The organism is Pseudomonas sp. 67(2021), assembly GCF_017491835.1.
GTDB lineage: Bacteria > Pseudomonadota > Gammaproteobacteria > Pseudomonadales > Pseudomonadaceae > Aquipseudomonas > Aquipseudomonas atacamensis.
Map to the genome: position 1 here is coordinate 1 of NZ_JAFGYL010000028.1, position 26,188 is coordinate 26,188.

Genomic DNA, 26,188 nt, shown 5'->3' on the forward strand with positions numbered 1-26,188 from the left:
GTGGCGCACCACTTATCACCACCAACTTCGGGACGGGGCGGCGGGGGTGGTGGAGTGGTTCAAGGGCAGCGGGTTGATTCCATTCCTGAGCCCGTTGACCGAGGAGGAACGGGCGCAGTATCTGCAGCGGTATCTGGCGGAAGTTGCCAAGGCTTATCCGGCCTTGGCTGACGGCTCGGTGCTGCTGCCGTTTCCACGGCTGTTTATTGTTGCGACTCGCTGAATCACACCTCTAACTTTCTTGAGATCGCCACGTTATCTCAGGTCGGCGCATCCCTTGAAAGCAATCCGGTCGGTTCCCTCTCCCTCGGGAGAGGGCTAGGGTGAGGGGCCTCTTGGCGCATGCAAATCCGATCACCGCTGCACCGCCACCATCATCGTCCTCTGGCATCCTTTCAACTCGTTCACGCTGAGCTCGTCGGAAATTTCCTTCTGTTTTCCAGGCTTTTACACGTGGTGCGCCATGGCTGTTTAAAGTCGAACCGCGTTACGTCCCGATGCCTACAAATCCTTGCGCCGCTGCCTACCGGTACGCCAGAATCCGCCGGCTTGTGCGCCTGGAGGGCGGTCGGTAACTTGGTTCGCGTCACTGATTTCCAGTGATCGGGTTTAGTAGCCCGGTAATGTCCTCCTCGTAACGGTTGCACGAGTTCCGTTGAATCAGGCGCGTGCCTGTATTTTATGGTGGCTGTGCGCATGGCGCCTTCGGGTGCGCCGGATGGGGGATGGGTCCGGTCTACTAACTTGCGTACAGCCGCCACCCTCCCGTTTAGTAGCGTGGTGGATGCGGCTCAAATGAAAGGTACCGCCCCGTGTTCAAAGTAACGCCAAATCCGCCGGAAACCGATCCGGCCTCTCCTTACGAGTCCCTCGATTCGAAAAAACTCCACGAAGCCGCCGAACGCGCCCTCGACCACTATCTCATCCCACCAAAAACAAGCTCACCGCCGTACCAGGCCAGCAGCATGTTCATGGTTAATCCGGGCACCGATACCGAGTCGCTATTGGTCAACGCCAGCGAGTCCCTCGGCTCGGCCAGCGTCATGCTCGGCGACTTTGCCGCCTTGCTCGACGGCAGCCAGCGCAAAACCCTGCTCGGCATCGCCCAGGTCGTCATGCTGGGCGAGCTGGCGGTGAATCAGGTGCTGGATAATGTGGTGCCGGTGGGTTAGCCGGCGTTGATTTCCGAGTAAAAAGTAACCGGTCGTTGCGACCGGTTTTTCGGCTAGTGCAGCGTCAAAACCGCTGATCAATACCAGGTTTGTCCTCTTGAAAGGGCTCGGAAGGGGGAATCGGGAATTGCTGCTCCTCATACTCGCCCACCCGCCGAGCGAGAATTTCCAATTCATCGCCTTCCGGCGAGTTCATCTCAGCGCCCCAAATCTGCTCGATACGCAGCAATGCTGCGGACAAGTCTTCAGTGCTCCGAATGGGTTTGATGTCCATAAATGATGTCCGCTTTGGTAACCACATGAGCGGCGATCTTGAACGGCACAACAAACGCTGTGTTCATCATTACGTTGCCAAATATGACTGCATTGCGGAGAGTAAGATTCGCGGTGACAAAAGCGGCCACGCGTGACCCAACCGCGTAATCCTCAGTGTCAGCTGTGTAGCAATCCGAAGATCTCTATTGCTCCACGAAATTAGTGAAATTTTTCAAAAATGGTCATATCTGATCCTTAAGGGAGGTTAGATGGCTACAATGGCTCTATTAAGATCCTTAAGAATTGGAAGGGTTTGCCATGTCATTCATGCATTTGCTTCACTCGCCGGCTGAGATCGCTAGAAATGTCGGAGAAAACGCCAAAATCCTGCGGCTCTCCAAAAACCTTTCCCGCAAGACGCTCGCGGAAAAGGCGGGGGTTTCCGAATCCACCATCAAGCGATTCGAAGCGACCGGGCTCGTGACGTTGGAGGCTTTGATCCTGATAGCCACTGCGCTTGATGAACTCAACGCTGTGACCAAGCTGTTCAAACCAGAGCAACCGAGCTCGCTGGATGAGCTGAAGAATGCCAGGCGCAAGAGAGGGATGCGCTGATGATCAAGCCTTTCAAACACACAGAAGCGCTGAATGTTTTGAAAGAGGGCGCTAAGGTTGGTGAGCTGGTCAGAGTCGCGGGCCGGGGGATTTACTTCGCTTACGATCCGGGTTGGCTTGCCACTGGCTACAATCTTTCGCCGCTGACAATGGCTTGGGACGAAAAGCCCCAGTTGGCCAGGAACACCAGCCTCTTCGAAGGGCTACACGGACCGTTCGCCGATTCACTGCCTGACGGCTGGGGCATGCTGCTGATGGATCGATATTTCGACAGCACCTTCGGTGACGGCACCCACCTAACCCTCACAGCGCTTGATCGCCTTGCTTATATGGGCGAGCGCAGTATGGGTGCGTTTGAATATCAGCCGAAGGCGGAAAAAACAGAGCTCACAGGCCCTTTGGATATTTGCCAACTCTACGAAGCTTCAATCGAAGTTCAAGAGGGTAAGACCCCTGCGGTGCTTACCAAATTGCGACTGGCCGGTGGCTCACCGGGGGGCGCACGACCGAAGGCAATCGTGGCGCTGTCTGCCGACAAAAATCACGCAATTTCGGCCTTTGATGCCCTGCCCGAGGGCTATGCACATTGGATCGTGAAGTTCAGGGCATTGTACGAACCGATTGAAACCGGCGGCATCGAACTCGCCTATGCCGAGATGGCTCGTGCCGCCGGAGTGACCATGGCTGAATCGGATCTTCTGAATGTGCAGATGCCTGGCGGCGAGCTTGAGCGTTTCTTCGCAACCAAGCGCTTCGATCGCGACGGCGAGCGCAAGATTCACATGATGACCGTCTCGGCGCTCATGTACGCGGACTACCGCGCATTGTCATCCATCGACTACCCGAACCTGCTCAAGCTCACTCAGGTGTTGACCAGAAGCTCCGTCGAAGTGGAAAAGATGGCCAGGTTAATGATCTTCAATGCGCTGTCTCACAACCATGACGACCATGCGAAGAACTTTGCCTTTCTCTGCCACAATCCTGAAAAAAAAGGCGAGAGAGAAACCTGGACGCTGTCCCCGGCATACGACCTGACCTTCGCAAACGCCATGGGCGAGCACACCACTGACTTCGGTGGCCGCACTCCCGGCACGCCTACGCGCAAGCGAATCATGGAGATCTGCAAGGATTACAAATACCTCAAGGCCGAGGAATATATCGAGCAGACTCTCGCTGCGCTCGCCAACTGGAAGAAAGTATTCACTCGATTGAACGTCCCGCACAAAGCCGGGGAGCCGATCTTCAATGTACTGGCGAGGCTGCATCTGGATTTCGAGAAGTAAGCTGCAGACGGGGAGCAGCATTGCTCCGGTAGGTTGTTGACGCTGAGATTGAAACCCCACCCACAAAAAAACCGGCCATCAAGGCCGGCTTTTTCTATTCCTGCATCCCTCGTCGGACAACACAACGCGAGATCAATATTCGGTGGAGCGGGTAGAGGGAATCGAACCCTCATCTAAAGCTTGGGAAGCTTTCGTTCTACCACTAAACTATACCCGCTCAGAGCGGCTGACTTTGTACCAGACTCGGCCACGGATTTGAAGTTTTCTTTTCTCTGCGAGGGCTTTGCCGCGCAGAAATCGGTCGATCGCGAACAAGGACTGCGCCGGTGCAACAGGCACTTGCAGCTTGCAGCCTTGCCCGCGATGACGCTGTTTCAAATGGCCAGGGCATGGTGATCCTGCACAAACGAGTAGCGCGTTCGGCTGGCTTGCGGCGCAGGTTTCAGAAAGCCGAGCAGGGCGTTCTGGCTGTCGCGGCAGGCGGCTTTGTGCTCCATGTCGAGGAAGTGCCCGGTGGCTTGCAGGGTGGTAAAGCTGCTGTGGGCGACGTGATTGCCAAACAGGCGTGCGTCTTCAGCGGCGGTGTATTCGTCCCATTCGCCATTCAGGAACAGCACCGGCACGCTGATCTTTTTCGCCGCATTCAGATAGCACTGGCGATCGCTGTGCAGCACGTCGTTGATGTGAAAGTGCATCTGCCCGTACTCATGCTCGGCGAGGCTGCTGACATGGCGATAGTTGAAGCGCTTGAACAGCGACGGCAGGTGTTTGCCGATGGTGTTGTTGACCAGATGACCGACCCGGTCGCCGTCGCGGCTGCCGAGGTAATCGACGCCGCGCTCAAGGTAATCGAGCATGTGCGCATTGATTACCGGGGAGAACGAGCTGATCACGGCTTTTTCAATGCGCCGCGGTTGCTGGGCGAGGGCGACCAGAGTGGCGGCGCCGCCCCAGGAGAAGGACAGCACGTGTTCGGCGGCGAAGTGATCGATCAGCTCCAGCAGAATCTGCCCTTCGACTTCCTTCGTCAGATGTTTCTCATGCCGGTTGTGGGCTTTTGACCGACCCGCGTAGGGCTGGTCATAGCAGACCACGTTGAATTGCGGGTGCAGGTTTTTCACGGTCTGTGCAAACGACGCAGTCGTGGCCATCGAGCCGTTGACCAGAATGATGGTCTTTTCTGCGGCGTCTGCGCGATAGAACTCCGTGTAAACCCGATACTGACCCTGTATATCCAGCACAGCGATTTCTGGCCTCATGTCATAAGACTCCTGGCAAGCAAGCGGGTATGCGCGCAATCGAGATTGCACGAGCTTTGTGACAGGTAGGCATACGCCTGAAATTTGCTGGCCCATGTCGATCCGGTACGGCAGGTCGACGGGTGTTGTTATTGGCGGGCAGATTGCCGGCTGAGGCGCAGCCCTTGAGGGCAGACGACCGACAAAAAGTTTCTTGGAAGTATGTGGTGACTCATCGGTCACATTTCGGCCGACGTCCTGATTCAAGCAGGGGACTCAGGATCACGCAAGTGCCGTCGGCGAATTGTTCGACAACTTCGGCTGAGCGGTCGCCGGCTTAGAACAAATGAATCTCTTCGGTGCGCAAAGCGCGGTATTCGCCCGGTTTTAGCGCGTGATCGAGGGTCAGTTCGCCGATGGATTCGCGGTGCAGGCGCAGGACTTTGTTGTTGAAAAACCCAAACATGCGCTTGACCTGATGGTAGCGGCCTTCAACGATGCTCAGTCGCGCCGAGCGTGGGCCGAGCAGCTCAAGCTGCGCCGGTTGCGTGGTCAGATCTTCAAAAGCGAAGTAAATGCCTTCGGCAAATTTCAGCGCGTAGCTCGGGTCGATGTGCTGTTCGGTTTCGACGTAATAGACCTTCGCCAGTTTGGTTTGCGGCTGCGTCAGGCGCCGCGACCAGGCGCCGTCATTGGTGATCAGCATCAGCCCGGTGGTATTGAAATCCAGACGTCCGGCGATGTGCAGATCGTCCTTGTGCGGTTCATCGAGCAGGTCGAGCACGGTCGCATGCTGCGGATCGCGGGTGGCGCTGACGCAACCCGGCGGTTTGTGCAGCATGAAATAGCGCACCGGTTTACCGCTTTGCAGCACCTCATCGTCGACTTCGACCCGACTGAATTCCAGCACCTCACTGTGCGGGTCGCTGACGACTTTTCCGTCAATCCGCACGCGCTTTTCCACCAGCAACAGGCGAACCTGCTGACGGTTGTAGCGGGGCAGATTGCTGAGGAAGCGGTCGACGCGCATGGTCAGGATTCAACAAACAAAGGGCCGCGCATCTTACGGGATCGGCCGCCGGCCTGCTTGCAGTTGCGCTTCGACCTGTGCGCAGCGCGGGCACAGGCAGGCTTGATTGCGCAGTTCGGCCGGCAGCGCTTCGAGCACCGCCGGGTCGATGGTCACGCCATAGCACCAGCATTCGCGGTCGGCGGTGCGCGGGTCGGCGAGGCTGCAATCGTTGCGCGCACCGCAGGCCGGGCAGTGATCGGGTTTGACGTCGTTATCAGGCATAGGTCGAGTGCGGCATTTCCATGCAGGTGCGGTTGCGCCCGGTTTGCTTGGCGCGGTACATCGCATGATCGGCCCGGGACAGCAGAGTGTGCAAGGTGTCATCGCGTTGCACGGTGGTGGCGCCGATGCTCACGGTCAGATGCAGGCTGTGGCCATCGTAGGCATATTCGTGTTGTTCGACGTGCTGGCGGATCTTCTCGGCAATTTTCTGCCCGGTCTCGCCGTCGGTGTCTTTCAACAGAACGATGAACTCTTCACCGCCCCAGCGGCAGACGATATCGGCGTGACGCAGGCAACTTTGCAGGTCGCGGGCGAAACCGATCAACACCTGATCGCCGGCCATGTGTCCATAGGTGTCGTTCAAGGCTTTGAAGTGGTCGAGGTCGAGCAACAACGCGGTCAGCGGCTTGGTTTCCCGTTGGGCCTCGTGCAGCGCTTGCGCGGCGAGGATGTCGAAGCCGCGTCGGTTCGGCAGTTCAGTGAGACTGTCGAGGGTGGCGTGCGCCTGAATCTTCGCCTGGAAGCGCTTGATCACTCGATTGAGCAAGGCCAGCACGATCAATGTCACCAGCAGGCAGATCAGCAGATTGAGATACAGCGACTGGCGGATCTCGCTCAGCGCGCCGTCCTCGCGTTTATCGACGAACAGGTACCAGTTCAACTCGGGGATAAACCGCACGTTGAGAAAATGCCCCTGGCCCTGAGTGGAATATTCGTAGCTGCCGCTGTGCGGCTTGGGCAACTGGCTGACCAGACTTTTCATGCTCTCCAGTTCGCCAAGACTCTGGCCGATGTGCGCGCCTTCCGGGCCACCCTCGGCACCGGTCAATACGAGGCGGCCGAAGGTATCGACGAAGTACACGCTGCGTTGATAGCGCTGTTGATACTTGTCGATCAGCTTGATCACCGCGTCCACGGTCAGGCCCACGCCCGCGGCACCGATGAAGCGGTTGTGGTAGTCGTAGACCTTGTAGTTGATGAAGAACGTCAGGTTGTCCTTGTTGGCCAGATCCGGGTCGACGTTAATCTCGTACGGGTCCTGCATGTCGCGCACGCGGAAGTACCAGGTGTCGCGCGGTTCATCGACTTTGACCTGCTTGAGCACGCCCTTGGCGTGGTAGTAGGTGAGCGTGGCATTGGAAACGAAGAACGCCGTGTAGGCGCCGTAATGGGTCATGACCTCATCGAGATAGCGGGTCATCTGCTCGGGATTCTGCTCGCCGTCGACCACCCAGTCGCGCATGAACGTGTCACGGGACATCATTGAGGAAATCAGGATCGGCCGGACCAGGTCTTTCTGGATTTCCGAATAGACCGTGTCGGAGGTCAGTGGCAGTTCAGTGTTGACGATGTTGTCGCGGATCGACTCGCGGGACGCGAAGTAGCTCAACAGCGAGGTGGCGAGAAAGCCGGCGCCGAGCAGGGCGACGAGGGTGAGCACCAGTGAGCGTTGCGAGTACAAGGGAGAACGAAGCGGCATGGCAGATCCGTTGGCAGTGGCCCGATGGGATGCATTCTAGTGGGATGGTCGGGAAAACACTGCGGGATTTGTGCCTGAAATGGCGGGGGATATGACGTAGCGGTGTGTCAGGAAAATCGCAGCCCCTCACCCCAGCCCTCTCCCAGGGGAGAGGGAGCTGGATTGTGGGTGATGGAAAATCTGTGATCGACTCGGTATCAGCCAATGGCAACCGATGGACAATCGCCTCACCCTGGCCCTCTCCCTGGAGAGAGGGCCAGGGTGAGGGCGAGCTTTCGGATCAGCCCCGGGATGCCAGATACGCCCGCCATCCCCCCAAATGACTGATATCCACCGCACCCTCCAACCCATACGGCTCACAGATAAACCCGCTCTCCCAGCGCCCATCCGCCAGTTGCACCTTGCCCAGCCCCAGCGGCGCCGGAATCCCGGTGAGAAACGAGCCCAGCTCACTGCTCGGCAACTCCCACACCTCCACGGCAATCGCCACGCCGCCGTCCTTGACCTGCACCATCCCCGGCCGCAATGGCGGGCCGCCGGCGAGGGCGTGCAGTCGATAGTCCGGCGAACTGAACGTGGTTTCCAGCAGACGCCCGCCACGCTGGGTCAGTTGCCAGTTCAACGCCAGCCCTTGCAGGTGCGCGCCACACACCACCAATCGAGCGCGGTCATTGCGCGCAGGGTTTGCCGGAACTGGCAGGGCGCTGTCCTGCTGGCGCTGCAAGGCATCGGCCACGCTCAACAGATACTGGTCGGTAAATACCCGCCCGAACAACGTCACGCCCCACGGCAAACCATTGCTCATGAACGCGGTCGGCACGGCGACGGCGGCGTAGTCGAGCAGGTTCATGAAGTTGGTGTAATAGCCGAGTTCGGAATTGCGCAGCACCGGCTCGGCCGCAAGCTCGGCCAGGGTCACCGGACGGCCGATGGTCGGCGTCAGTACGCAGTCGAGATTTTCCAGAGCCTCGTCGCAGAGGGCCTTCAGTGCCTGCAATCGATATTGCGCGCGGAAGGTCTGCACGCCGGTCACTGCCGGTGCCTTGGCCAGCACCGCTCGGATCACCGGCAGCACCGCTTCGGGATTCTGCTCCATCAGCTCACCGGCGACGCTATAACGCTCGGCCACCCACGGCCCGTCGTAAAGCAAACGCGCTGCTTCCAGAAACGGTGACAGGTCCAGCTCGACGGGTTCGCCACCCAGTGCCTTGAGCCGTTCGATGGCCGCTGCGAACAGTTGCGGCCCCTCGCTGCAACCGAAAAACTCCAGATCCTGCGCCCGTGGCACGCCGAAGCGAAACGGTCGTGGCGTGCCGAATGCCGAGCTGTCGTTCCATGCCGGGTTGGGCCGGCTGTACTCATCGCGGGGATCGTGTTTTGCCGTCAACGCCAGCAACTGACTGGCCTCGCGGGCGGTGGCGGTGAAGGTGGTTACGCAGTCCAGCGTGCGGCAAGCCGGCAGCACGCCGGCGGTGGAGATCAGGCCTTTGCTGGCCTTCAATCCCACCAGATTATTCAACGCCGCCGGCACCCGCCCGGAACCGGCGGTGTCAGTGCCCAAGGCGAAACTCGCCACACCCAGCGCTGCCGCCAGTGACGAGCCGGCGCTGGAACCGCCGGACGGATATTCCGCCAGCACACTGTTCGGGCACGCTCCGTATGGCGAGCGGCTGCCATTGAGGCCGGTGGCAAACTGATCGAGATTGGTCTTGCCCAGCGGAATCGCCCCCAGCGCCAACAGCTGCTCGACGATGGTCGCCGACTGCTGCGGCACATAGGCGAACGCCGGGCACGCGGCGGTGGTGGGAATGCCGGCCAGATCGATGTTGTCCTTGATCGCGAACGGCACGCCATACAGCGGCAGGCTGTCGAGGTCACGACCGTCGAGGGCGGCGAGATACGGCTCCAGTTCATCGACGCTGAGCAGGTGGATGAACAGGTGATAGTCGGGGTTCAGCGCAGCGGCTTTTTCGCGCAATTGCAGCAGCAGTTGGCGCGGTGTGGTATCGCCATTGCGATAGGCCTGGCGCAGTGCATCGAGTTGCAGATTCATCGGTTGATCCTTATAAAAAATGGCTTCAGTCGAGTTCCAGCACCACCACCCGTTGTCCGGCGCGCACCGCCGAACCGGGTTGCACGCGGATCTCTCGCACCACGCCGGCCAGCGGCGCGAGCACAGGGATTTCCATCTTCATCGACTCGAGAATCACCAGCACATCGCCCGCCACGACACGCTGACCAGCCTCGACCTGCACCTGCCAGAGATTGCCGGCGATGTGGCTGTCAACGCTGTGTTCACCGCTTTGCAGCGGTGCTTCTTCGCTGGCGTCAGGCACGGCTTCTTCGCTGTCGAAATGCGCCTGGCCGCTGGCGATCCAGCGCTCGCGTTCAGCCTTGAACGCGCCCTGTTGTTGCGCACGGAAAGCGCTGATGCCCTCGGCTTCCTGACTGAGAAATGCCTGATAGTCGGCGAGGTTGAGCTGGCTGTGTTCGATGTTCAGATCAAAGCGCCCAAGGGGGAAATCGCGGCGGATGCGCAGCAGTTCTTCGGCGCTGACCGGGTAGAAGCGGATCTGATCGAAGAAGCGCAGCAGCCACGGTTTGCCATCGAACGCGGCGACTTCGCGATAGCGATTCCACATCTGCAGAGTGCGCCCGACAAACTGATAACCGCCCGGGCCTTCCATCCCGTACACGCACATGTAGGCGCCGCCGATGCCGACCGAATTTTCGGCGGTCCAGGTACGTGCCGGGTTGTACTTGGTGGTCACCAGACGATGGCGCGGATCGAGCGGCGTGGCCACCGGCGCGCCGAGGTAAACGTCGCCAAGGCCCATCACCAGATAACTCGCATCGAACACCGTGCGCTGCACTTCGTCGAGATTCGGCAGGTCGTTGATGCGCCGGATGAACTCCAGATTGCTCGGGCACCACGGCGCGTCCTTGCGCACGGTGGTCATGTATTTCTCGATCGCCAACTGACAGGCCGGGTCGTCCCACGACAGCGGCAAGTGCACGATGCGCGACGGCACCTGCAGATCTTTTGCGGCGCACACCGCGTCCCATTCGCCGGCGATGATGCCGAGCAGATCGGCCAGCGGCAGTTGCTCCGGCTGGTAGTGCACTTGCAGCGAGCGAATGCCCGGGGTGAGGTCGATCACCCCATGCAGGGCTTGGCTTTCCAGCGCCTGCATCAGCGCGTGGGCGCGGAAGCGCAGGACCAGATCGAGCTCCGGCGCGCCGATTTCCAGCAGTAAATGAGTGTCGCCAGAAACCCGTGCAACCAGTCGCTGATCGCCTTGACCCAACGCCAACACCACAGGCGACATCAAACCCTGTGGGAGCGAGCCTGCTCGCGAAGAGGCCGTGTCAGTCAATATCGATTTGTCTTTGCCGACGCTTTCGCGAGCAGGCTCGCTCCCACAGGGGGCATCCCATTTCAGGGCGAGATCGCGGGCGGTCTTGAGGTCGACGGGAATGAACTGAATTTTATCGCCCGCCTTGAGCTGCCCCAGCTGCCACAGGTCCGCCTCGATCACCGTCACCGGGCAGACAAACCCACCCAGGCTCGGGCCATCCGGGCCGAGGATCACCGGCATGTCCCCGGTGAAATCCACCGCGCCAATCGCATACGGATTGTCATGGATGTTCGACGGGTGCAGACCCGCTTCACCGCCATCCTCACGCACCCACTCAGGCTTCGGTCCGATCAGGCGCACGCCGGTGCGGCTGGAGTTGAAATGCACTTCCCACTGGGTCACAAAGAACGTGGCGATGTAGTTTTCGCTGAAGTATTCCGGCGCGCCGTGCGGGCCGTAGATCACCCGTATCTGGCGCACGCTCGGCAGCGCCGTGATGTGCTGTTCGGCCAGTTGCTGGCCGACGCTGCGCTCGGTCAATGCCGGCACATGCAAGACGTCACCGGCCCTCAACGCGCGACCGCCATGCCCGCCGAACTGGCCGAGAGTGAAGGTACTTTTGCTGCCCAGATAATCCGGCACCTGCAAGCCGCCGCGCAGGCACAGATAACTGCGCGCGCCGGCGCCGCTGATGCTGCCCAGTTGCAACGTCGCGCCGGCCGGGATCAGCAGCGCGGTGTTCATCGGCACCGGTTCAGCGTCAAGGGTCAAGGCAATCGGCGCGCCGGTCACCGCGACCACCGCGTCACAATTGAAGCGCAGGATCGGCCCGCTCATGGTGATCTCCAGTGCGGCGGCGCCTTGTTCATTGCCGAGCAGACGATTGCCCAGGCGCAGCGCTCGGCTGTCCATCGGCCCCGAGGGTGGCACGCCGACGGCCCAGTAGCCGAGGCGTCCGGGATAGTCCTGCACGCTGGTCTGCGTGCCGGCGCTGAGCACTTCGAAGGTGTTGGCGTGATACAGCAGATTTTCCAGACAACGGGTCCATGGCTGACCGCTGGCGAATGGAGCATCGAGCAGAATCTGGCGCAGATAGTCGCGGTTGGTTTCCACGCCGTACAACAGGCTATCGCCCAATGCCTGATGGAGTTCGGCGCGAGCCTGTTCGCGACTCGGCGCCCACGCGATGAGCTTGGCAATCATCGGATCGAAATACGGCGGAATTTCCACGCCGGCCTCGACCCAGGTGTCGATACGCAACTCAACGCCGTTGGCGGGCGGAAATTGCACAGCGGTCAGCAGGCCCGGGCTCGGCTGGAAATCACGCCCCGGATCTTCCGCGTACAGACGTGCCTGAATCGCATGGCCCTGCGGTTCCAGGCCTTGATACAACTCGTTCAGCGGCGGCAGATCACCAGCGGCCAGCTCGATCATCCAGCGCACCAGGTCCACGTTCCACACCTGTTCGGTGACGCCGTGCTCGACCTGCAACCGCGTGTTCACTTCGAGAAAATAGAAGCGCTGGGCCGCGCTGTCGAAGACGAATTCGACGGTGCCGGCGCTGCGGTAATTCACCGCTTGCGCCAGTTTGATCGCCGCTGCGCACAGCTCATCGGCCATGCCTTCTGGCAGGTTCGGCGCCGGGGTTTCTTCGAGGACTTTCTGATTGCGCCGCTGCACCGAACAGTCGCGCACGCCGAGAGCGATGACGTCACCGCAGCCGTCGCCGAACACCTGCACTTCCAGATGCCGCGCGCGTTCGATGTACTTCTCGATGAACACGCCGGCGTCGCTGAAGTTGTTCTGGCCGAGGCGTTTCACCGCTTCGAACGACTCGCTCAATTCACTGGCGCTGCGGCACACGCGCATGCCGATGCCACCACCGCCAGCGGTGCTTTTCAGCATTACCGGGTAGCCGACCTGTTCGGCGGCGCTCAGCGCGCAATCGAGGCTGTCGAGCAGGTCGGTGCCTTCGAGCATGGGTACGCCGTGCTGTCTGGCCAACGCGCGAGCAGTGTGCTTGAGGCCGAACACCCGCAATTGCTCCGGCGTCGGCCCGATGAAGGCGATGCCCTGCGCTTCGCAGGCTTCGGCGAACGCTGCGTTCTCGGAGAGAAATCCGTAGCCGGGATGAATCGCCGTGGCGCCGCTTTGTTTGGCGATCGTGAGGATTTTATCGACGGCCAGATAGGTCGCGGACGCCGCGCCTTCGCCGAGGCTGTGCGCTTCAGCGGCCTGGGAGATGTGCAGGCTGGCCGCGTCGGCTTCGGAGTACACCGCAATGCCTTTGGCCTTCAGCACGTTGATCGTGCGCAGGATGCGACAGGCAATCGCGCCACGGTTGGCGATCAGGATTTTTTCGAACATGGCATAACCCCTGAAGGGGGAGCGGGCCGTCCCGCTGTTTTTCGACAGACATCCGGGCCGTCCCGGATGGAAAAAACACACTTCACTCCAACCCACCACAAACCTCCTGTGGGAGCGAGCCTGCTCGCGAAGGCGGTGGATCAGCCACATCAATGCTGAATGACACGGCGCATTCGCGAGCAGGCTCGCTCCCACAGGGTTCAGGGTTGTCTGGTGGATTTAAGGCACTGCCCGGAACGCGCCTGGCACAGTGCAAAAAGCCAACGGCGTAAACGGCTGATGGTCAGTTCCATACCAGCAACTCCGCCGGGGTCGGGTTGTAGGCATTGCACGGGTTGTTCAACTGCGGGCAGTTGGAAATCAGCACGATGACGTCCATCTCCGCGCGCAAATCAACGTACTTGCCCGGCGCGGAAATACCGTCCTCGAAGGTCAGCCCGCCATCCGCCGTCACTGGCACGTTCATGAAGAAATTGATGTTCGGCCCGATGTCGCTCTTGCTCAATCGGCCGTCGTGGGCGCAGGCGCGCAGGTAGTTGTCGCGGCAGCTGTGCATGTAGCGTTTTTCCAGGGCGTAGCGCACGGTGTTGCTCTCTTGCGCGCAGGCGCCGCCGAGGGTGTCGTGGCGCCCGCAGGTGTCGGCAACGATGGTCAGCATCGGCTGGCCGAGGTTGGAATACAGCACGCTGCCGGTGCTCAGGTAGACGCTGTTCTGCCGGCGCAAGGTGCGTTGCACGTCGTAGCGTTCCTTGGGGTTGGCGAGGCTGTAGAACAAAGTGTCGACGGCCTGATTGCCTTCCAGATCGAGGATGCGCAGGGTCTGCCCGGCCTTGACTTCCATCAGCCAGGGCTCGCCGGCGGGAATGGTCGCGCGGTAGATCGCGCTGTCGGCTTGCTTGTGCGAAGTGGCGATTGCGAGTGACATGGCGGCGATCCTCAGGCGAACAAACGGTCGGTGTTGATGAAGCCGCGCTCGTTTTCCGGGCGCGAAGTGCGGCAGTGTTCGGCGACGCTGGCGTCGGCGTTCATCCAGCTCAGCTTCAAGGGTTTCGGAGCGTATTCGGGGGACGGGTCCATCGGATGTTGCAGGGCGGTGAGCACCATCAGGGTGTCCATCGGCGCGTACAACTCGATGTAGTCACCGGCCTTCGAGTTGCCTTCGACGAAGTGGAAACGCCCGGCCTCATCGACGTTCACGCGGCTGAACAGATTGAGGGTCATCAGCAGGTCGGACAGGCCCAGGCCCCACTTGCCGAGTTCCACCAGCAGGTTGTCGGTGCCGTTGCGAAAGAAGCCGTTGCGCAGTTCCTGGTAGCGGCCCTGACCGTACTTTTCGGCGACTTCCTGTGCGCAAAGCACACCGCCGAGGCTGTCGCTCCAACCGCAGGTGTCGGCGGTGATCGCGGCGAGTACGCGGCCCATGTCCGAGTACAGGCAGTGGCCGGCAGTGAGCTTGGCGGTGTGTTGGCATTTGAGGCTGTCGGGCAGGTTCAGCCGCTCGGTTTTTTCATTGGCATTGAGCAAGGTCAGGCTGACATTGGCGCCGCCGCGCAGGTCGGTCAGGCGCAGCAATTGGCCGCGCTTGAGCACGAAGGAACGGTGGCCGCCGCCCGGCAGCAGTTCTTCAGCAAAGGGTGGGAAAAGTTGGATTGAATCGGTCATGGGAGCAGTCCTCTCAAGCAGTGCGAAGGGTGCCCGCCAGCGGCAGCGGCAGGGCCTCGACGGCGGCGCGCTGGGCGCGGCGGTCGCTGTTCAACGGGATGTCGTAGGTGATGCGGGCGCCATAGGCGCCGGGGGCGTGCGGGTCGAGGCGCACCTTGTCGAACACCAGCAGGCGCGTGCCCAGGCTGAAGCCTTCCGACAGGTCGTGGGTGACCATGAACACCGTCAGTTGCGTCTCGCGCCACAGCTCCAGCAGCAGCGCGTGCATGTCTTTGCGAATGCCCGGATCGAGCGCGCCGAAGGGCTCGTCGAGCAGCAACACGCGCGGCTTCATGATCAGCGCCTGGGCGATGGCCAAGCGTTGCTGCATGCCGCCGGACAGCTGTGCCGGGTACTTGTCCAGCGCATGGCCGAGGCCGACTTTTGTCAGCAGGGCTGCAGCCTGCTCGCGCGCCTCGCGTTTGGCGCTGCCGAACAGCCGGCCAAGCAAGGGCGCGCGCGGCAATTCGAGACCGAGGGCGACGTTGTCGAGCACGCTCAGATGCGGGAACACCGAGTAGCGTTGAAAGACCACGCCACGGCTGGCATCCGGCTCGTTGGCCAAGGGCTGGCCGTCGAGCAGAATCTCCCCGCGACTGGCGCTTTCCTGGCCGAGCAACAGGCGCAGGAAGGTCGATTTGCCGCAACCGGAGGCGCCGACCAAGGTGCAGAACTCGCCTTCGTTGACGTTCAGGTTCAAGCCTTCCAGAACCACTTGATCGGCGTACTGCTGCCAGACGTTTTTTACTGTGATGAAGCTCATTTCGCTGCTCCCTCGTACCAGGGAAAAGCGCGCTGGGTTAGCTGCTTCAAGCCCCAGTCCATCAGCCAGGCGAGCAGGGTGATCCACACCACGTAGGGCAGGATCACATCCATCGCCAGGTAGCGCCGCACCAGAAAGATCCGATAGCCGAGGCCATCGGTGGAGGCGATCGCTTCGGCGGCAATCAGGAACAGCCACGCCGAACCGAGCATCAAGCGCAGCGAGATCAGCAAGCGCGGCAACAGCTGCGGCAAGACCACGCGCAGCATCAGCGTCCAGGTCGAGGCGCCGAGGGTCTGCGCCTTGATCAGCAGTTCGACCGGAATGTCACGGGCCCGCTGTTCCAGATCCCGGGCCAGCGCCGGGGTGATGCCAATCACGATCAGCATGACTTTCGATAACTCGCCCAAGCCGAAGACGATGAACAGAATCGGCAGGATCGCCAGCGGCGGCACCATCGACAGCACCGTCAGCAACGGCGACAACGGCGCGCCGAACAGCGGCAGGGTGCCCGCCGCGATACCGAGGCAAAGACCCGCCAGCGCCGCGATGCCGAGGCCGATGGCCAAGCGCCGCAGACTCGACGCAGTGTCTTGCCACAACAGGTATTCACCGGTGCGGCTGTCGGCGTTGAAGGCCAGGCGTTTTACCGCGTCGCTCATCTGCACGGCGCTGGGCAGCAGTTTGTCGTTGGGGTTGTCCGCCAGGCGCTCGGCCGAGCCTGTGAAGTAGGCGAACAGCACCAGCGCGAACGGCAGGATCACCAGCAACAGGCGACTCGGGCGATCGGGGTGGCGATTGATCAGGCGCATGGCCAAATCCTCCGTGGCTTACAGCTTGGCGTCGGCGGCCATCTGCACGTAGGTCGGATCGAAACGCAGCTTGAGGTTGGCGGTGTCGCCGCTGGTCACGCCGTTGGCGAAAGACATGCCCACCGCGCTCGGGTCCTTCGCGCCTTCGCCGAGCAGGCCGTGCTCGAAGGAGAACTCGGCGACCTTGCGCATGGTGTCCGGCAGTTGTTTGCTGGTGGCGAAATTCAGCGCTTCGCTCGGCGTGGCGAACAGTTTTGTGGTGTCCAGTTGCGCCTGGAAGCCTGCCAGATCGGTGCCAGAGGCCTTGGCCATGTGTTCCAGCGCAGCTTTGCTCGCGGCGGTTTTCGCGTTCATCAAAGCGACCACTTCGAACCACGCGCCGGTCAGCGCTTTGCCCAGGGCCGGGTTGTCTTTGAGGGTGGCGCTGTTGACCACCATCATGTCCATGATCTCGCCGGGAATCTGGCTGGAATTGAACACTTCGGTGACGCCGGGTTTGGCCTTGATATCCGAGAGCATCGGGTTCCAGGTGGTCACGGCGTTGACGTCGTCGGTGTTGAACGCGGCGGCAATGTCGGCGTCGGAGGTGTTGACCACCTTCAGGTCTTTCTCGGTCAGGTCCACCGAGTCCAGCGCGCGAGCCAGCAGGTAATGCGAGACCGACAGCTCGACCAGATTGACGTCCATGCCCTTGAGGTCGGCGACTTTCTTGCCTTCACCCTTGAGCACGATGCCGTCGTTGCCGTTGGAGAAATCGCTAACGATCAATGCGGTGCTGTCAACGCCGCCGGCAGCGGGAATGGTCAGCGCATCCATGTTGGTCATGGTGCAGCCGTCGAACTGGCCGGCGGTGTACTGGTTGATCGATTCGACGTAGTCGTTGAGTTGCACGACGTCGATCTTGATCCCGTATTTCTTCGCCCATTTGTCGACGATGCCCTGGCTGCCGGCGTATTCCCATGGCATCCAGCCGGCGTAGATCGTCCAGCACACGCTGAAGTGGTCTTTCTGGGCGGCGGAAGATTGCGTGCTGATGAGCGCGGCGAAAGCGGCGGCGAGCAGGGCGGGGAAACGTAGTCGGATCATTGCGGATTCTCCAGTTGATCGAGGGCGGACAGGAAGGCAACGCGGCACCGCGAACGGTGGCTTGTCTCCCGGGCTTTTGTCCCGCCGTGTAACCTCAACTGGAGGTCGCCAACTCTCGGACCAGCCACTCGCGCTTGCGAGCCGGAACCCTAGTCAGCCATTGCAAATTGTGGTGCCGCGAACCTGTGATGACTCCTGCACAGGTTTGCTAAAGCGAGAGACGTGCCAAGTCGGGGCGAGGCCTCTGCTGCGGGGATCTGCTGGATTGCCGGGGGGAGCGGGGCGAGCGATAGCGCATCGTGGTGGTGCGTGGTTGCACCGTCATGCAGCGCGTTTACGCATAACTGGTCGCTGATTTTGCGGATAAACAAGATTTCATGATCACTTGTTTCAACTTGTTGCAGGAACGCACCAGATTCCGAAACCGCTGTCTGATTCTTCGACAGTCACTCAATTGCTGACGGTCGCCTGCCAGCGTCGCTGGTGTGGCCAACCCGCGGTCCAGGAGGCCGCCATGTATCGCCGAATCGTACTGCTTGCCGTGATGCTTTTTTCCCTTGGCGGATGCGTTCCTTATTCCTATGGAGACAGCTACTACAGGTCAGAGGTCTACACATCACCCGCACCGGCCTATTACAGCGGTGGCGGCTCCTATTACCGCAGCGGCGGCACTTATTACACTCAGCCGCGCTACTACCAGCCAGCGCCGCGTTACTACCAGCAACCGCGGTATTACCAGGCGCCGCGGCACTATCAACCGGCCCCGCGTCATTACGAAAGCCGTCGCTGGCACGGCAATGATCGCGGACGCTGGGACGGCCACCGTCGCGGCGGTTGGGACAATGACCACCGGGGTCGCGGCAACTATGATCGTCACAGCGGTCGCCGTGACTACAACGGCCGTGGTAACCGCTGGTAACTGACCGTAAATAAAAAAGCGGCGCATGATGCGCCGCTTTTTTTTGCCCGTCGAAAAGTCCTTCCGTTGGCCATCTCCTAGGACAATCCCGGAAGCGTCCTACAGTTTCATTTTGTGGTGTTTGTTAGCGTTCGTGGATGCCGAACGAGGCGAGCAATCCTCAGCTCGATAGCGGCGAAAAATGGACGTTCAGCGCTATGAAGCTACTGGTTATTCATCAAAATTTTCCCGGTCAGTTCCGTCATGTGGTGCTGGCAGCGCTGGAGCGCGGTGATGAGGTTGTGGCGATAGGCCGGGACACGGCACCGGGCGTCGCCGGTGTGCAAATTCATCGATATCGAGCGACAAGCCGAGCGCCCGGCAATACTCACCCCTATCTGATCCGCTATGAACAAGCGGTGATCGACGGTCAGAAGGTTTTTGAAATCCTGGGCAGGCTGAAACGTTCGGGTTATCAGCCAGACGTGATTCTTGGTCATCCCGGATGGGGAGAGACGCTGTTTGCCAAGGATGTCTATGCCGATACGCCGCTGATTCACTATTGCGAGTATTACTATCGAGCGCAGGGCGCCGATTGCGGGTTCGACCCCGAATTCCGCCGAGCTACAAGAGAGTCGTCACGGCTGCGCGTGCTCAACTCGCTGCATCTGTTGAATCTTCAACAATGTGATATCGCAATCGCGCCTACCCAGTGGCAGCGCAGCCTGTTTCCGGCCGCTTACCGGTCGGCTATTCGGGTCATTCACGAGGGTGTGATTCAAAGATCTGACCTGGCGAAAGTCAGGGCAGTCAGATTGCCCAATGGAATCGAGCTCAAAGCCGGACAGCCAATCGTTACCTATGTCGCCAGAAACCTTGAGCCTTATCGCGGCTTTCACAGTTTCATGCGAGCGATCCCGCTTATTCAGACCGAGTGCCCAGATGCGCAGATCATCGTGGTTGGCGGTGACGGTGTCAGTTATGGGAGTAAGCCGGTCGGGTACCCGGATTGGCGCAGCAGGATGGAGGCGGATGTCAGTTTCGATCACTCCAGAGTGCATTTCACAGGGAAACTTCCTTACCAGACTTACCGCGCGGTTCTCGCATGTTCCAAAGTCCATGTTTACTTGACGTATCCGTTTGTCTTGTCTTGGTCGTTACTGGAGGCGATGGCGTCTGGTTGTGTGGTTGTTGCGTCGGATACGGCTCCGGTAAGGGAAGTCATTGTCGATGGGGCTAATGGCATGTTGGTGGATTTCTTCGACCATCAAGGAGTTGCCAGAAGTGTAAGCAAGGTTTTGAAGTCGGCAGGTGAGTACGATGGACTTGCCAGCGCCGCTAAGTTGACGGCAGGTCGGTTCAGTGTGGAATCGGGCGTGAGCCAATATTTTGAGGTTTTTGCAAGCGCGATATCCGGACATAACGACATTCCAACCGTGCCGCAGTTTGAGCGGGAGGTTTGAAATGTCCAGGAAGTCGCGTAAGCAGACGATCAAGTGGTTTAAAAGGTTATTGAAGTATGGATTGTTCTTTTATGTCTGTTATTGCGTGGCGGAATTTTATATTCGCAAAGAACAATCGGCCGAGTCGGCGGCTATTCACCAGGCAAACGAGAAAGTTTGCCAGAACAAGCTGGCGAGCATGAAGCAAGTGCCGATATTAGGCGGCGCCTATATAGATAAGACGCTAGTCCCCGAGTTTTACGTTGGCATGCCTGAGATGGTGAACAAGAAAGCGTGTCTGGCGATTGCTCTGAAGGGGCTTTTCTGGTGGACCGGGACGGGGCTGCGCCGGCACCAGAATCAGCGCCTGGAACCGATCCCCGAAAGCTGGCGGCTCTATAAATTGAATGCCGGGCTTTTTACCAGAAAGGAAACTACCGAGCCCCATGAGCGGGGTTATCGGCACGTCAACTGGCCGGATGAGTTGATTGTGAAACTAAAGAATTATCCGGGGCTGGAGATTTGGCTCGATGCACCTCCGCCGCATTTCAAGAATGAAGATTCGGTTAGAACGTTTGTCATTACTGGCTGGCCGCGGCGAGATGGAACCCCTCGGTTGATCAACTGTGACGGCTTGATTCGCCCGGCTTCGGAGGAAAGGCTGACTGACGAGAAACTGGCAAGGTTCAGCAGAACTGAATTGGAAAATCTTGATTTCGGCAAACTGAATTTCTTCTGCAATATCAATCTGGATAACTTCGACTTTGCCGGGGGGCACGGTAGCGTAGGTCTCGGATTAGCGTCATTACGCGAAGCACCTGAGATGCTCAGATATCTCAGTGACTATCTTTCACGCTCTGTTATTACAAGGAAGTAACAATGAGTTATGTATTCAGCGATATGGAAAAATCAGAGATTTTCAACGCAGCAAATATTTGCAAAGGAATGAGGCTGCGCTCAAAACAACTTCAGTACGATGCACTGAAATTAGCAGGGGCAAGCTGCGCACCCCTGTACCAGAAGCTATTCGACATTATTGGTGAAAAAGTTTCTGACGTTGCAGCTGCCGATAAAGAGGCTGGAGAGGTGCTGAAAAGCGCCAGACTCTGGCTTGCCGTGGCCATTGATGCCAACGGTGGAAACGGTGCCTACTCTGCCCTGATTCGTGGTTACACCTCCCGCCAGGGTGAACTCAGACTGAATACAATTTTCAGTGAAGACCTGATGCAGCTTTCATCCAACCAGGTTGCCGTCAACTTCATCAATACCCTGATCAACGGATCCCTTGCCGGTCAACTGGCACCCTGGACCGTGCCGTCAATCAGCCAGATCGCAGAAATCGACGCCAGCGCGATTGGCGAGGCGCTGTTCAAGGAGGTTTGCGGGGAGGACGATACCGCCGTGAAACGCAATGCCGGCTGGTCTGGAACAGTCGGATTCAGCCTGCTGGGCGGTAAACCTCCCTATGAAACCTGGAGACTGATTTCTGCTGGCGACCCGAATGCGGAAGATGACGGCCCACCCACTCAGGCAAAACCCAACCGGCTCGACGACTATAAAAACATTCTCTTCGCCATCGACGCCTACAGCGTCGGCCTGCGAGCGGCGATCAGCAATTTCGGCGTCAATCCACTGCAAAGTCTGCTTTCAGTGGTTCCGGAGCAAATCAACATCGCGCTGGCGAGTGGCAGTGTGAATCCGCTGATTCAGCATGTAGTCAAAGGCACGCCTGTTGCCGCCGTGGTCGAGCTGATATTGCGCTACGGCCAGAACGAATTTCTCGACATGTGCAAGCGCACTTACGACGGCGATTCTGCTGCCATACCCACCACCAACGACACCTTCGCCAGCAACGCTTACGCCTTCTTCTCGGCATTCTCCCCAGAGCAGTCGCAAAGCATCGTCACCCGGACAATAAGCGAGTTCGGCAATGCCAATGCATGGGCGAAACTGGCAGGCGAGGCGACGCCGCTCGGTCTGGCGTTGCGCAACTCTTTGCAGCAACTCAGTGAAGTCGTCATAGAACGAGCCGACGGTTATCCCGATCGCAACCTCGAGCTTTACGATCCGCATACTGGCGAAGGCTTTATCACCGCGCAGTGGCTGGCGGATCGAGCGCAAATGCTGGCGCGGTTGATTGCCCGAACCCAGGGCTCGTTTGGCGAACACTCGCTGCAGCAGTTTTCCTACTCCGATCTCGCCTCAGGCAAACAGGCGCCGATGACCACCGGAGTGCTGAACCCGCTGGCCATGTTCGGTGATGACGGTGGGCGATCTTTCGCCGGCGGCGCTAATGCCGATCATCTGTATGGCGGCGTGGGCAATGACTCCATCGATGGGATGGCCGGTCACGATGTTATTGAAGGTGGTCGCGGTAACGACTCGCTTACCGGAGGTGACGGCAATGATGTGTTGTACGGGATGGCCGGTGATGATGTTCTGATCGGAGGAAAGGGTAACGACTCCTTGATCGGGGGCGAAGGCAACGACCGTTATGAATTCGCCAGCGGCGATGGCCTCGACGAGATTCTTGATGCCAATGCCAATGGGCAACTGTGGATCAACGGCGGGCCGATTCCCCATCTCGAACGCCGCGCGCCTCTGAGCAATATCTGGTCTACCGAGGATCGGTCCATCACCCTGACGCTTGTTGAAAACACCCTCAACATCAAATACGGCGAGGGCGATCTGGTGGTGATCAAAAACTTCCAGCCCGGGATGCTTGGCATCCGCCTCCCTGAATATGAGGGGCAGCCGCTCACTGCTGCGGCTTTGACGCTTCAGGGCGACTGGAAAGCCAAAGACACAGATCCGAGTGTCCCCGGCGATCAGCCCTCCTTTGATGAACTGGGCAACGTGGTGCTGCTGCCCCAGGTAAAACAGCGCAACAAGGCCGACGTACTTTACGGTTCCGCCGCAGACGACGTCATTCTCGGCTTGGGTGGTTCTGATCGATTGTTCGGCAAGGCTGGAGACGATCGGTTATTCGGCGACAAGCAGACGACGCTCGAAAAAGCTATGGCCGACGGTGACGCCAAGGGCAAGGCAAGTCGCGGAGACTGGCTCGACGGCGGGCAAGGTGACGATTTGCTTATCGGTACGGCATCCCGAGATGTTCTGCTCGGTGGTAATGACCGGGATACCTTGATCGGCGGTGCTGGCGACGATGTGTTATCCGGAGACGAAACCACCGGTGCACTGGAACAAGGTTGGGCGGTCAAACGCGCTGACGTCCCCATAGCTCGCGGTGTAACCAGTCACCGAGCGGTCTATTCTAAGGCCTCGATAAACAGTGCGCCCGAGGGCGGTGACGACGTGCTGTACGGGCAGGGCGGCAAGGACATTATCAACGGCGGCTGGGGTGAGGACCTGCTTGACGGCGGAGCTGACGACGATTTTCTCAAAGGCGATCAAGGTGACGACACCCTGACCGGTGGCAGCGGCAACGACGTAATGCTCGGCGACAACCTCGATTGGGGCGGTGGGCTACCCAGCAAACACCATGGCAACGATGTGCTGGACGGCGGTAGCGGTGATGACCGGCTCGCCGGTAACGGTGGCAGCGACGCGCTGTATGGCGGCCCTGGCAACGACATTTTGCAGGGTGATGACGGCGTACTGGACGGCGTCGAAGGCGATGCCGCGCATTTTTTTGGCGATGATCTGCTGGACGGTGGCTCCGGCGATGACACGCTCTGGGGCGGCGGTGGCGATGATTTGCTCTTCGGCGGCGAAGGTAATGACGATCTGATCGGCGATAGCCCTGAGCATCCGGTTCGCTATCACGGCAACGACTTTCTCGATGGCGGCGCGGGGGATGACACCCTGCGCGGCATGGGCGGCGCGGATACGCTGGCGGGTGGCGCAGGGGCTGATTTTCTCGATGGCGACGTATCTGACCTGCAACCGGGCGGAAGCAACAATGACGTGCTTCAGGGCGGCGAAGGAAACGATACGTTACAGGGTGGTTTCGGTGCCGACACGCTGTACGGCGGCGCGGATGACGACATTCTTGCCGGCGATTACGAAAACAGCGCTGAGGCCGAGCACAATGCCGATTATCTGCACGGTGGCTCAGGTAACGACACGCTGCTCGGAGGTGGTGGCAACGACACCCTGCTGGGCGGGGAAGGGACGGACTACCTTCGCGGTGATTCCGGTGACAACGTGTTTGATGGCGGTCCCGGTGCTGACGTGCTGGATGGCATGGATGGCGCCGACATCTACTATTTCGGCGCTGGCGACGGCCTGGATATCGTCACCGATGCCGGCGGCCGCAACATCATCAGGTTCGGTGCAGGGTTTTGCGCGCAAAGCCTTAAGGCCGACGTTATCGAAGTTTCCGTCGGTACGGTGTTGCGACTGGCCGTTGGAACGGGCGACGCGATACTCATCAAGAATCACGAGAAGTGGAAGTCTTCCACATTCAGTTTCAACGACGGCGTGGTACTTGATTACGCAGATGTCCTGCGCAAAACATTGCCACCGATAGAGACGGCCGAATCACCCGTACCAGAACTTGTCACCGCCCCGGCAACCCCTGAAAGCAAAGTTGCGGATCCGGTTAAGCCAGATGATGTGACCGCTGCGGCGCAAGGCCCGGTGGCGTCTGTTCAAGCGGTCAACTGGACCGATGAGTTCCTCGCGCAAATCCAGTCAAAACGCTCTGCCCGCAAACACGCCACAGGTTTTACCTTGAATGAGCAAGGCGTTTGGGTGCGCAGTCATGTCACCACCAGCGACACCGGTTACACCACTCACACCGAGCTGAGCGAGGACAGCGTCGACGCAGGAACACTGTCTGAAACGCCGCCATGGATGAAGGCTGATGGCAGGCAAGCCGTTGTCAGTGAAAGGCAGTCGAAAACCACAATCCGTGTCGAACATAAACCGGTGAAAGCCGAGGGAGCAATCGCCTCCTCAAATCAGGCGCCTCGCTATTATCGATCCGGCTCGGCCAACGGGTTTTCCTTCAATACGGGCGACGTATTGGTTGAAGACCGAAAGCAATCCGGCGCGCTTGAAGGCTGGTACGTCTACCCGGCGGCAAGCTTCAGTTCGGGCGTAACAGTGCCCAAGGCGTTTCGCTGGGATGTCACAACTGAAACGATCAAACGCAAAATCGTCCATGGCAACGATGCCGGCGGGCGAGTCAACGTTGAAGTGGAAAACGTTTTTCACGGCGGCGCGGGAGACGATCTGATCGTCGCTTATGCAGGCTCCCCACTTGACTACGGCACTGTCGGCGACAGAACACCGGGCGCGTTTTTATCCGCAGGTGCAGGTGACGATACCTTGCTCGGCTCCGAGGGCGCCGACTATCTGCTCAGCGGATCGGGTGATGACTGGCTCTACGGCGCAGACGGCGCCGACACCTACATCGTGCAAGCGCATGCCGGAGCGACAACCACGATTGCGGACGTGCTCAACCCTGTTTTCCACCGAGCAGAAGTTGGCGTAGCGGGGTGGAAAGACGAGTACGGATTGATCGATCAGGACACGGTCGTTCTTCCAGCAGATGCGCAGCGCGATGCACTGCAATTGAGCTGGGGTGCTGCGCTGATAGAGACCACCCATGTCGAGCTGGAGCCCAACCCGGATCGCGCGGCTTACCGCAACCCGCCGAGAGCGAAAATGCTTCATCCGACACTCGATATCCAATGGGGCGGGACACAGAAAGTCCGCATCGTCTTGCCCCATAACGGTGAACTTGAGGGCGCCGGTATTGAGCTCGTCAAGTTCGCCGATGGCTCGGTCGCAAGTTTGAGGCAGCTCCTGGAATCAAGTCAGCTGGGACCTGCGCCCGAGACTTTTCGTACGGGTGTCATCGTCAACCATCCCACCCTTTCAACTTCCTTGCGAGACGGACGAGCGCTGCCACTCGTGGGCGGTCGTGGCAACGACACGATAAGCGGCGCGGGGGAGATCCGAGGCATGCAAGGGGATGACGTGCTCACCGGCAGCCTCGGTGACGACCTGCTGCTGGGTGGGCCGGGCAATGACACGCTAACCGGCGGCGCGGGAAATGATCTCTACCGATACGATGGCCTCGGCAGAGACGTGATCATCAACAACGGAGGCGGACAGGATGGAATCGATTTTTCCGAACGCAGGCTGACGATCGACAACCTGAGGTTTCATCGTGAGCGCGATGATCTGGTGATTGTGGTGGATTACGGAATGGCGCCGAAAATCCGGGTTTCCAGTCATTTTGCCGCTGGTGAAAGCGCTATTGGCTTCATAAGAGTCAGCGAAGGAACAGCGATTCAAGACTACAGCGCGACGCAGATTGCCGAGCGTCTGCACCCGCTTCCGCCACTGAGGGATGTCGAGGATATTTTGATAAAGGGCGACGATGCAGCGCAGCGGGCAATCAAGGAAATCATTGAGTTCTACGAACTGAATGTCTGACAAGATGACCGA

Annotated in this window: 18 protein-coding genes, 1 tRNA gene, 2 pseudogenes and 1 riboswitch; of the genes and pseudogenes, 8 read left to right on the forward strand and 13 right to left on the reverse strand. The window is 59.6% G+C overall.

The genetic code is table 11. The features are described from left to right. Positions 1–223 (forward strand): annotated as a pseudogene (locus J5M66_RS24245) (trans-aconitate 2-methyltransferase); the annotation flags it as partial. A gap of 589 nt (positions 224–812) precedes the next feature. Beyond that, positions 813–1,172 (forward strand): DUF6124 family protein, encoded by a 360-nt coding sequence (locus tag J5M66_RS24250; RefSeq protein WP_071174652.1) that lies wholly within the window; start codon positions 813–815, stop codon positions 1,170–1,172. A gap of 103 nt (positions 1,173–1,275) precedes the next feature. Here the strand turns inward: J5M66_RS24250 and J5M66_RS24255 are convergent. After that, positions 1,276–1,446, reverse strand: a pseudogene (locus J5M66_RS24255) (transcriptional regulator); the annotation flags it as partial. Positions 1,447–1,745: 299 nt separating this feature from the next. Here J5M66_RS24255 and J5M66_RS24260 point away from each other — a divergent pair. Together J5M66_RS24260 and J5M66_RS24265 are read left to right on the forward strand one after the other, a co-directional pair. After that, on the forward strand, positions 1,746–2,042 hold the full coding sequence (locus tag J5M66_RS24260) for a helix-turn-helix transcriptional regulator (RefSeq protein ID WP_110602078.1): 297 nt from the start codon (positions 1,746–1,748) through the stop codon (positions 2,040–2,042). Further along, complete coding sequence (locus J5M66_RS24265; protein WP_207808294.1) at positions 2,042–3,325, forward strand: type II toxin-antitoxin system HipA family toxin; 1,284 nt, start codon at positions 2,042–2,044, stop codon at positions 3,323–3,325. Before J5M66_RS24260 ends, J5M66_RS24265 begins: the two co-directional genes overlap by 1 nt. A 143-nt stretch (positions 3,326–3,468) precedes the next feature. Here the strand turns inward: J5M66_RS24265 and J5M66_RS24270 are convergent. From J5M66_RS24270 to J5M66_RS24325, 12 genes are all read right to left on the reverse strand, one after another. After that, positions 3,469–3,542: transfer RNA gene (locus J5M66_RS24270), tRNA-Gly, on the reverse strand. 157 nt (positions 3,543–3,699) lie between these two features. Then, a complete protein-coding gene (locus tag J5M66_RS24275) occupies positions 3,700–4,584 on the reverse strand; it encodes an alpha/beta hydrolase (RefSeq protein WP_016771295.1) in 885 nt (294 codons plus the stop codon). Positions 4,585–4,900: 316 nt separating this feature from the next. Further along, entirely contained in the window at positions 4,901–5,593 is a 693-nt protein-coding gene (locus J5M66_RS24280; RefSeq protein ID WP_207808295.1) for a pseudouridine synthase, read from the reverse strand. 33 nt (positions 5,594–5,626) lie between these two features. Then, positions 5,627–5,857 carry a cysteine-rich CWC family protein gene (locus tag J5M66_RS24285; RefSeq protein ID WP_016771293.1) on the reverse strand — a complete coding sequence of 77 codons (231 nt, stop codon included), beginning with the start codon at positions 5,855–5,857 and terminating at the stop codon, positions 5,627–5,629. Further along, complete coding sequence (locus tag J5M66_RS24290) at positions 5,850–7,337, reverse strand: sensor domain-containing diguanylate cyclase (protein ID WP_207808296.1); 1,488 nt, start codon at positions 7,335–7,337, stop codon at positions 5,850–5,852. The genes J5M66_RS24285 and J5M66_RS24290 overlap by 8 nt, the downstream gene beginning before the upstream one ends. Before the next feature lie 280 nt (positions 7,338–7,617). Further along, positions 7,618–9,390, reverse strand: a complete 1,773-nt coding sequence (gene atzF, locus J5M66_RS24295) for an allophanate hydrolase (protein ID WP_207808297.1) — start codon at positions 9,388–9,390, stop codon at positions 7,618–7,620. Between the two features lie 25 nt (positions 9,391–9,415). Then, complete coding sequence (gene uca, locus J5M66_RS24300; protein ID WP_207808298.1) at positions 9,416–13,063, reverse strand: urea carboxylase; 3,648 nt, start codon at positions 13,061–13,063, stop codon at positions 9,416–9,418. Between the two features lie 283 nt (positions 13,064–13,346). Further along, entirely contained in the window at positions 13,347–13,988 is a 642-nt protein-coding gene (locus J5M66_RS24305) for an urea amidolyase associated protein UAAP2 (protein WP_016771291.1), read from the reverse strand. 11 nt (positions 13,989–13,999) lie between these two features. After that, positions 14,000–14,725: an urea amidolyase associated protein UAAP1 gene (locus J5M66_RS24310; RefSeq protein WP_110644979.1), complete on the reverse strand. Its 726-nt coding sequence runs from the start codon at positions 14,723–14,725 to the stop codon at positions 14,000–14,002. Positions 14,726–14,738: 13 nt separating this feature from the next. Beyond that, positions 14,739–15,527, reverse strand: coding sequence for an ABC transporter ATP-binding protein (locus J5M66_RS24315; protein WP_207808299.1), 789 nt, complete (start codon positions 15,525–15,527; stop codon positions 14,739–14,741). Then, a complete protein-coding gene (locus J5M66_RS24320) occupies positions 15,524–16,339 on the reverse strand; it encodes an ABC transporter permease (RefSeq protein ID WP_024011982.1) in 816 nt (271 codons plus the stop codon). Before J5M66_RS24320 ends, J5M66_RS24315 begins: the two co-directional genes overlap by 4 nt. A gap of 18 nt (positions 16,340–16,357) precedes the next feature. After that, a complete protein-coding gene (locus J5M66_RS24325) occupies positions 16,358–17,425 on the reverse strand; it encodes a putative urea ABC transporter substrate-binding protein (RefSeq protein WP_130900088.1) in 1,068 nt (355 codons plus the stop codon). A 63-nt stretch (positions 17,426–17,488) separates the two neighbouring features. After that, positions 17,489–17,589, reverse strand: a riboswitch (guanidine-I (ykkC/yxkD leader). A gap of 350 nt (positions 17,590–17,939) precedes the next feature. Here J5M66_RS24325 and J5M66_RS24330 point away from each other — a divergent pair. The 4 genes from J5M66_RS24330 to J5M66_RS24345 all read left to right on the forward strand — a co-directional run bounded on the left by J5M66_RS24330 (position 17,940) and on the right by J5M66_RS24345 (position 26,176). Further along, the gene (locus J5M66_RS24330) at positions 17,940–18,344 is read left to right on the forward strand and encodes a hypothetical protein (RefSeq protein ID WP_016771286.1); all 405 of its coding nucleotides are present in this window, start codon (positions 17,940–17,942) and stop codon (positions 18,342–18,344) included. Between the two features lie 197 nt (positions 18,345–18,541). Then, complete coding sequence (locus tag J5M66_RS24335; RefSeq protein WP_207808325.1) at positions 18,542–19,786, forward strand: glycosyltransferase family 4 protein; 1,245 nt, start codon at positions 18,542–18,544, stop codon at positions 19,784–19,786. Between the two features lies 1 nt (position 19,787). Further along, positions 19,788–20,642 carry a hypothetical protein gene (locus tag J5M66_RS24340; protein ID WP_207808300.1) on the forward strand — a complete coding sequence of 285 codons (855 nt, stop codon included), beginning with the start codon at positions 19,788–19,790 and terminating at the stop codon, positions 20,640–20,642. Between the two features lie 2 nt (positions 20,643–20,644). Continuing rightward, on the forward strand, positions 20,645–26,176 hold the full coding sequence (locus tag J5M66_RS24345) for a calcium-binding protein (RefSeq protein ID WP_207808301.1): 5,532 nt from the start codon (positions 20,645–20,647) through the stop codon (positions 26,174–26,176). Positions 26,177–26,188 lie beyond the last annotated feature (12 nt).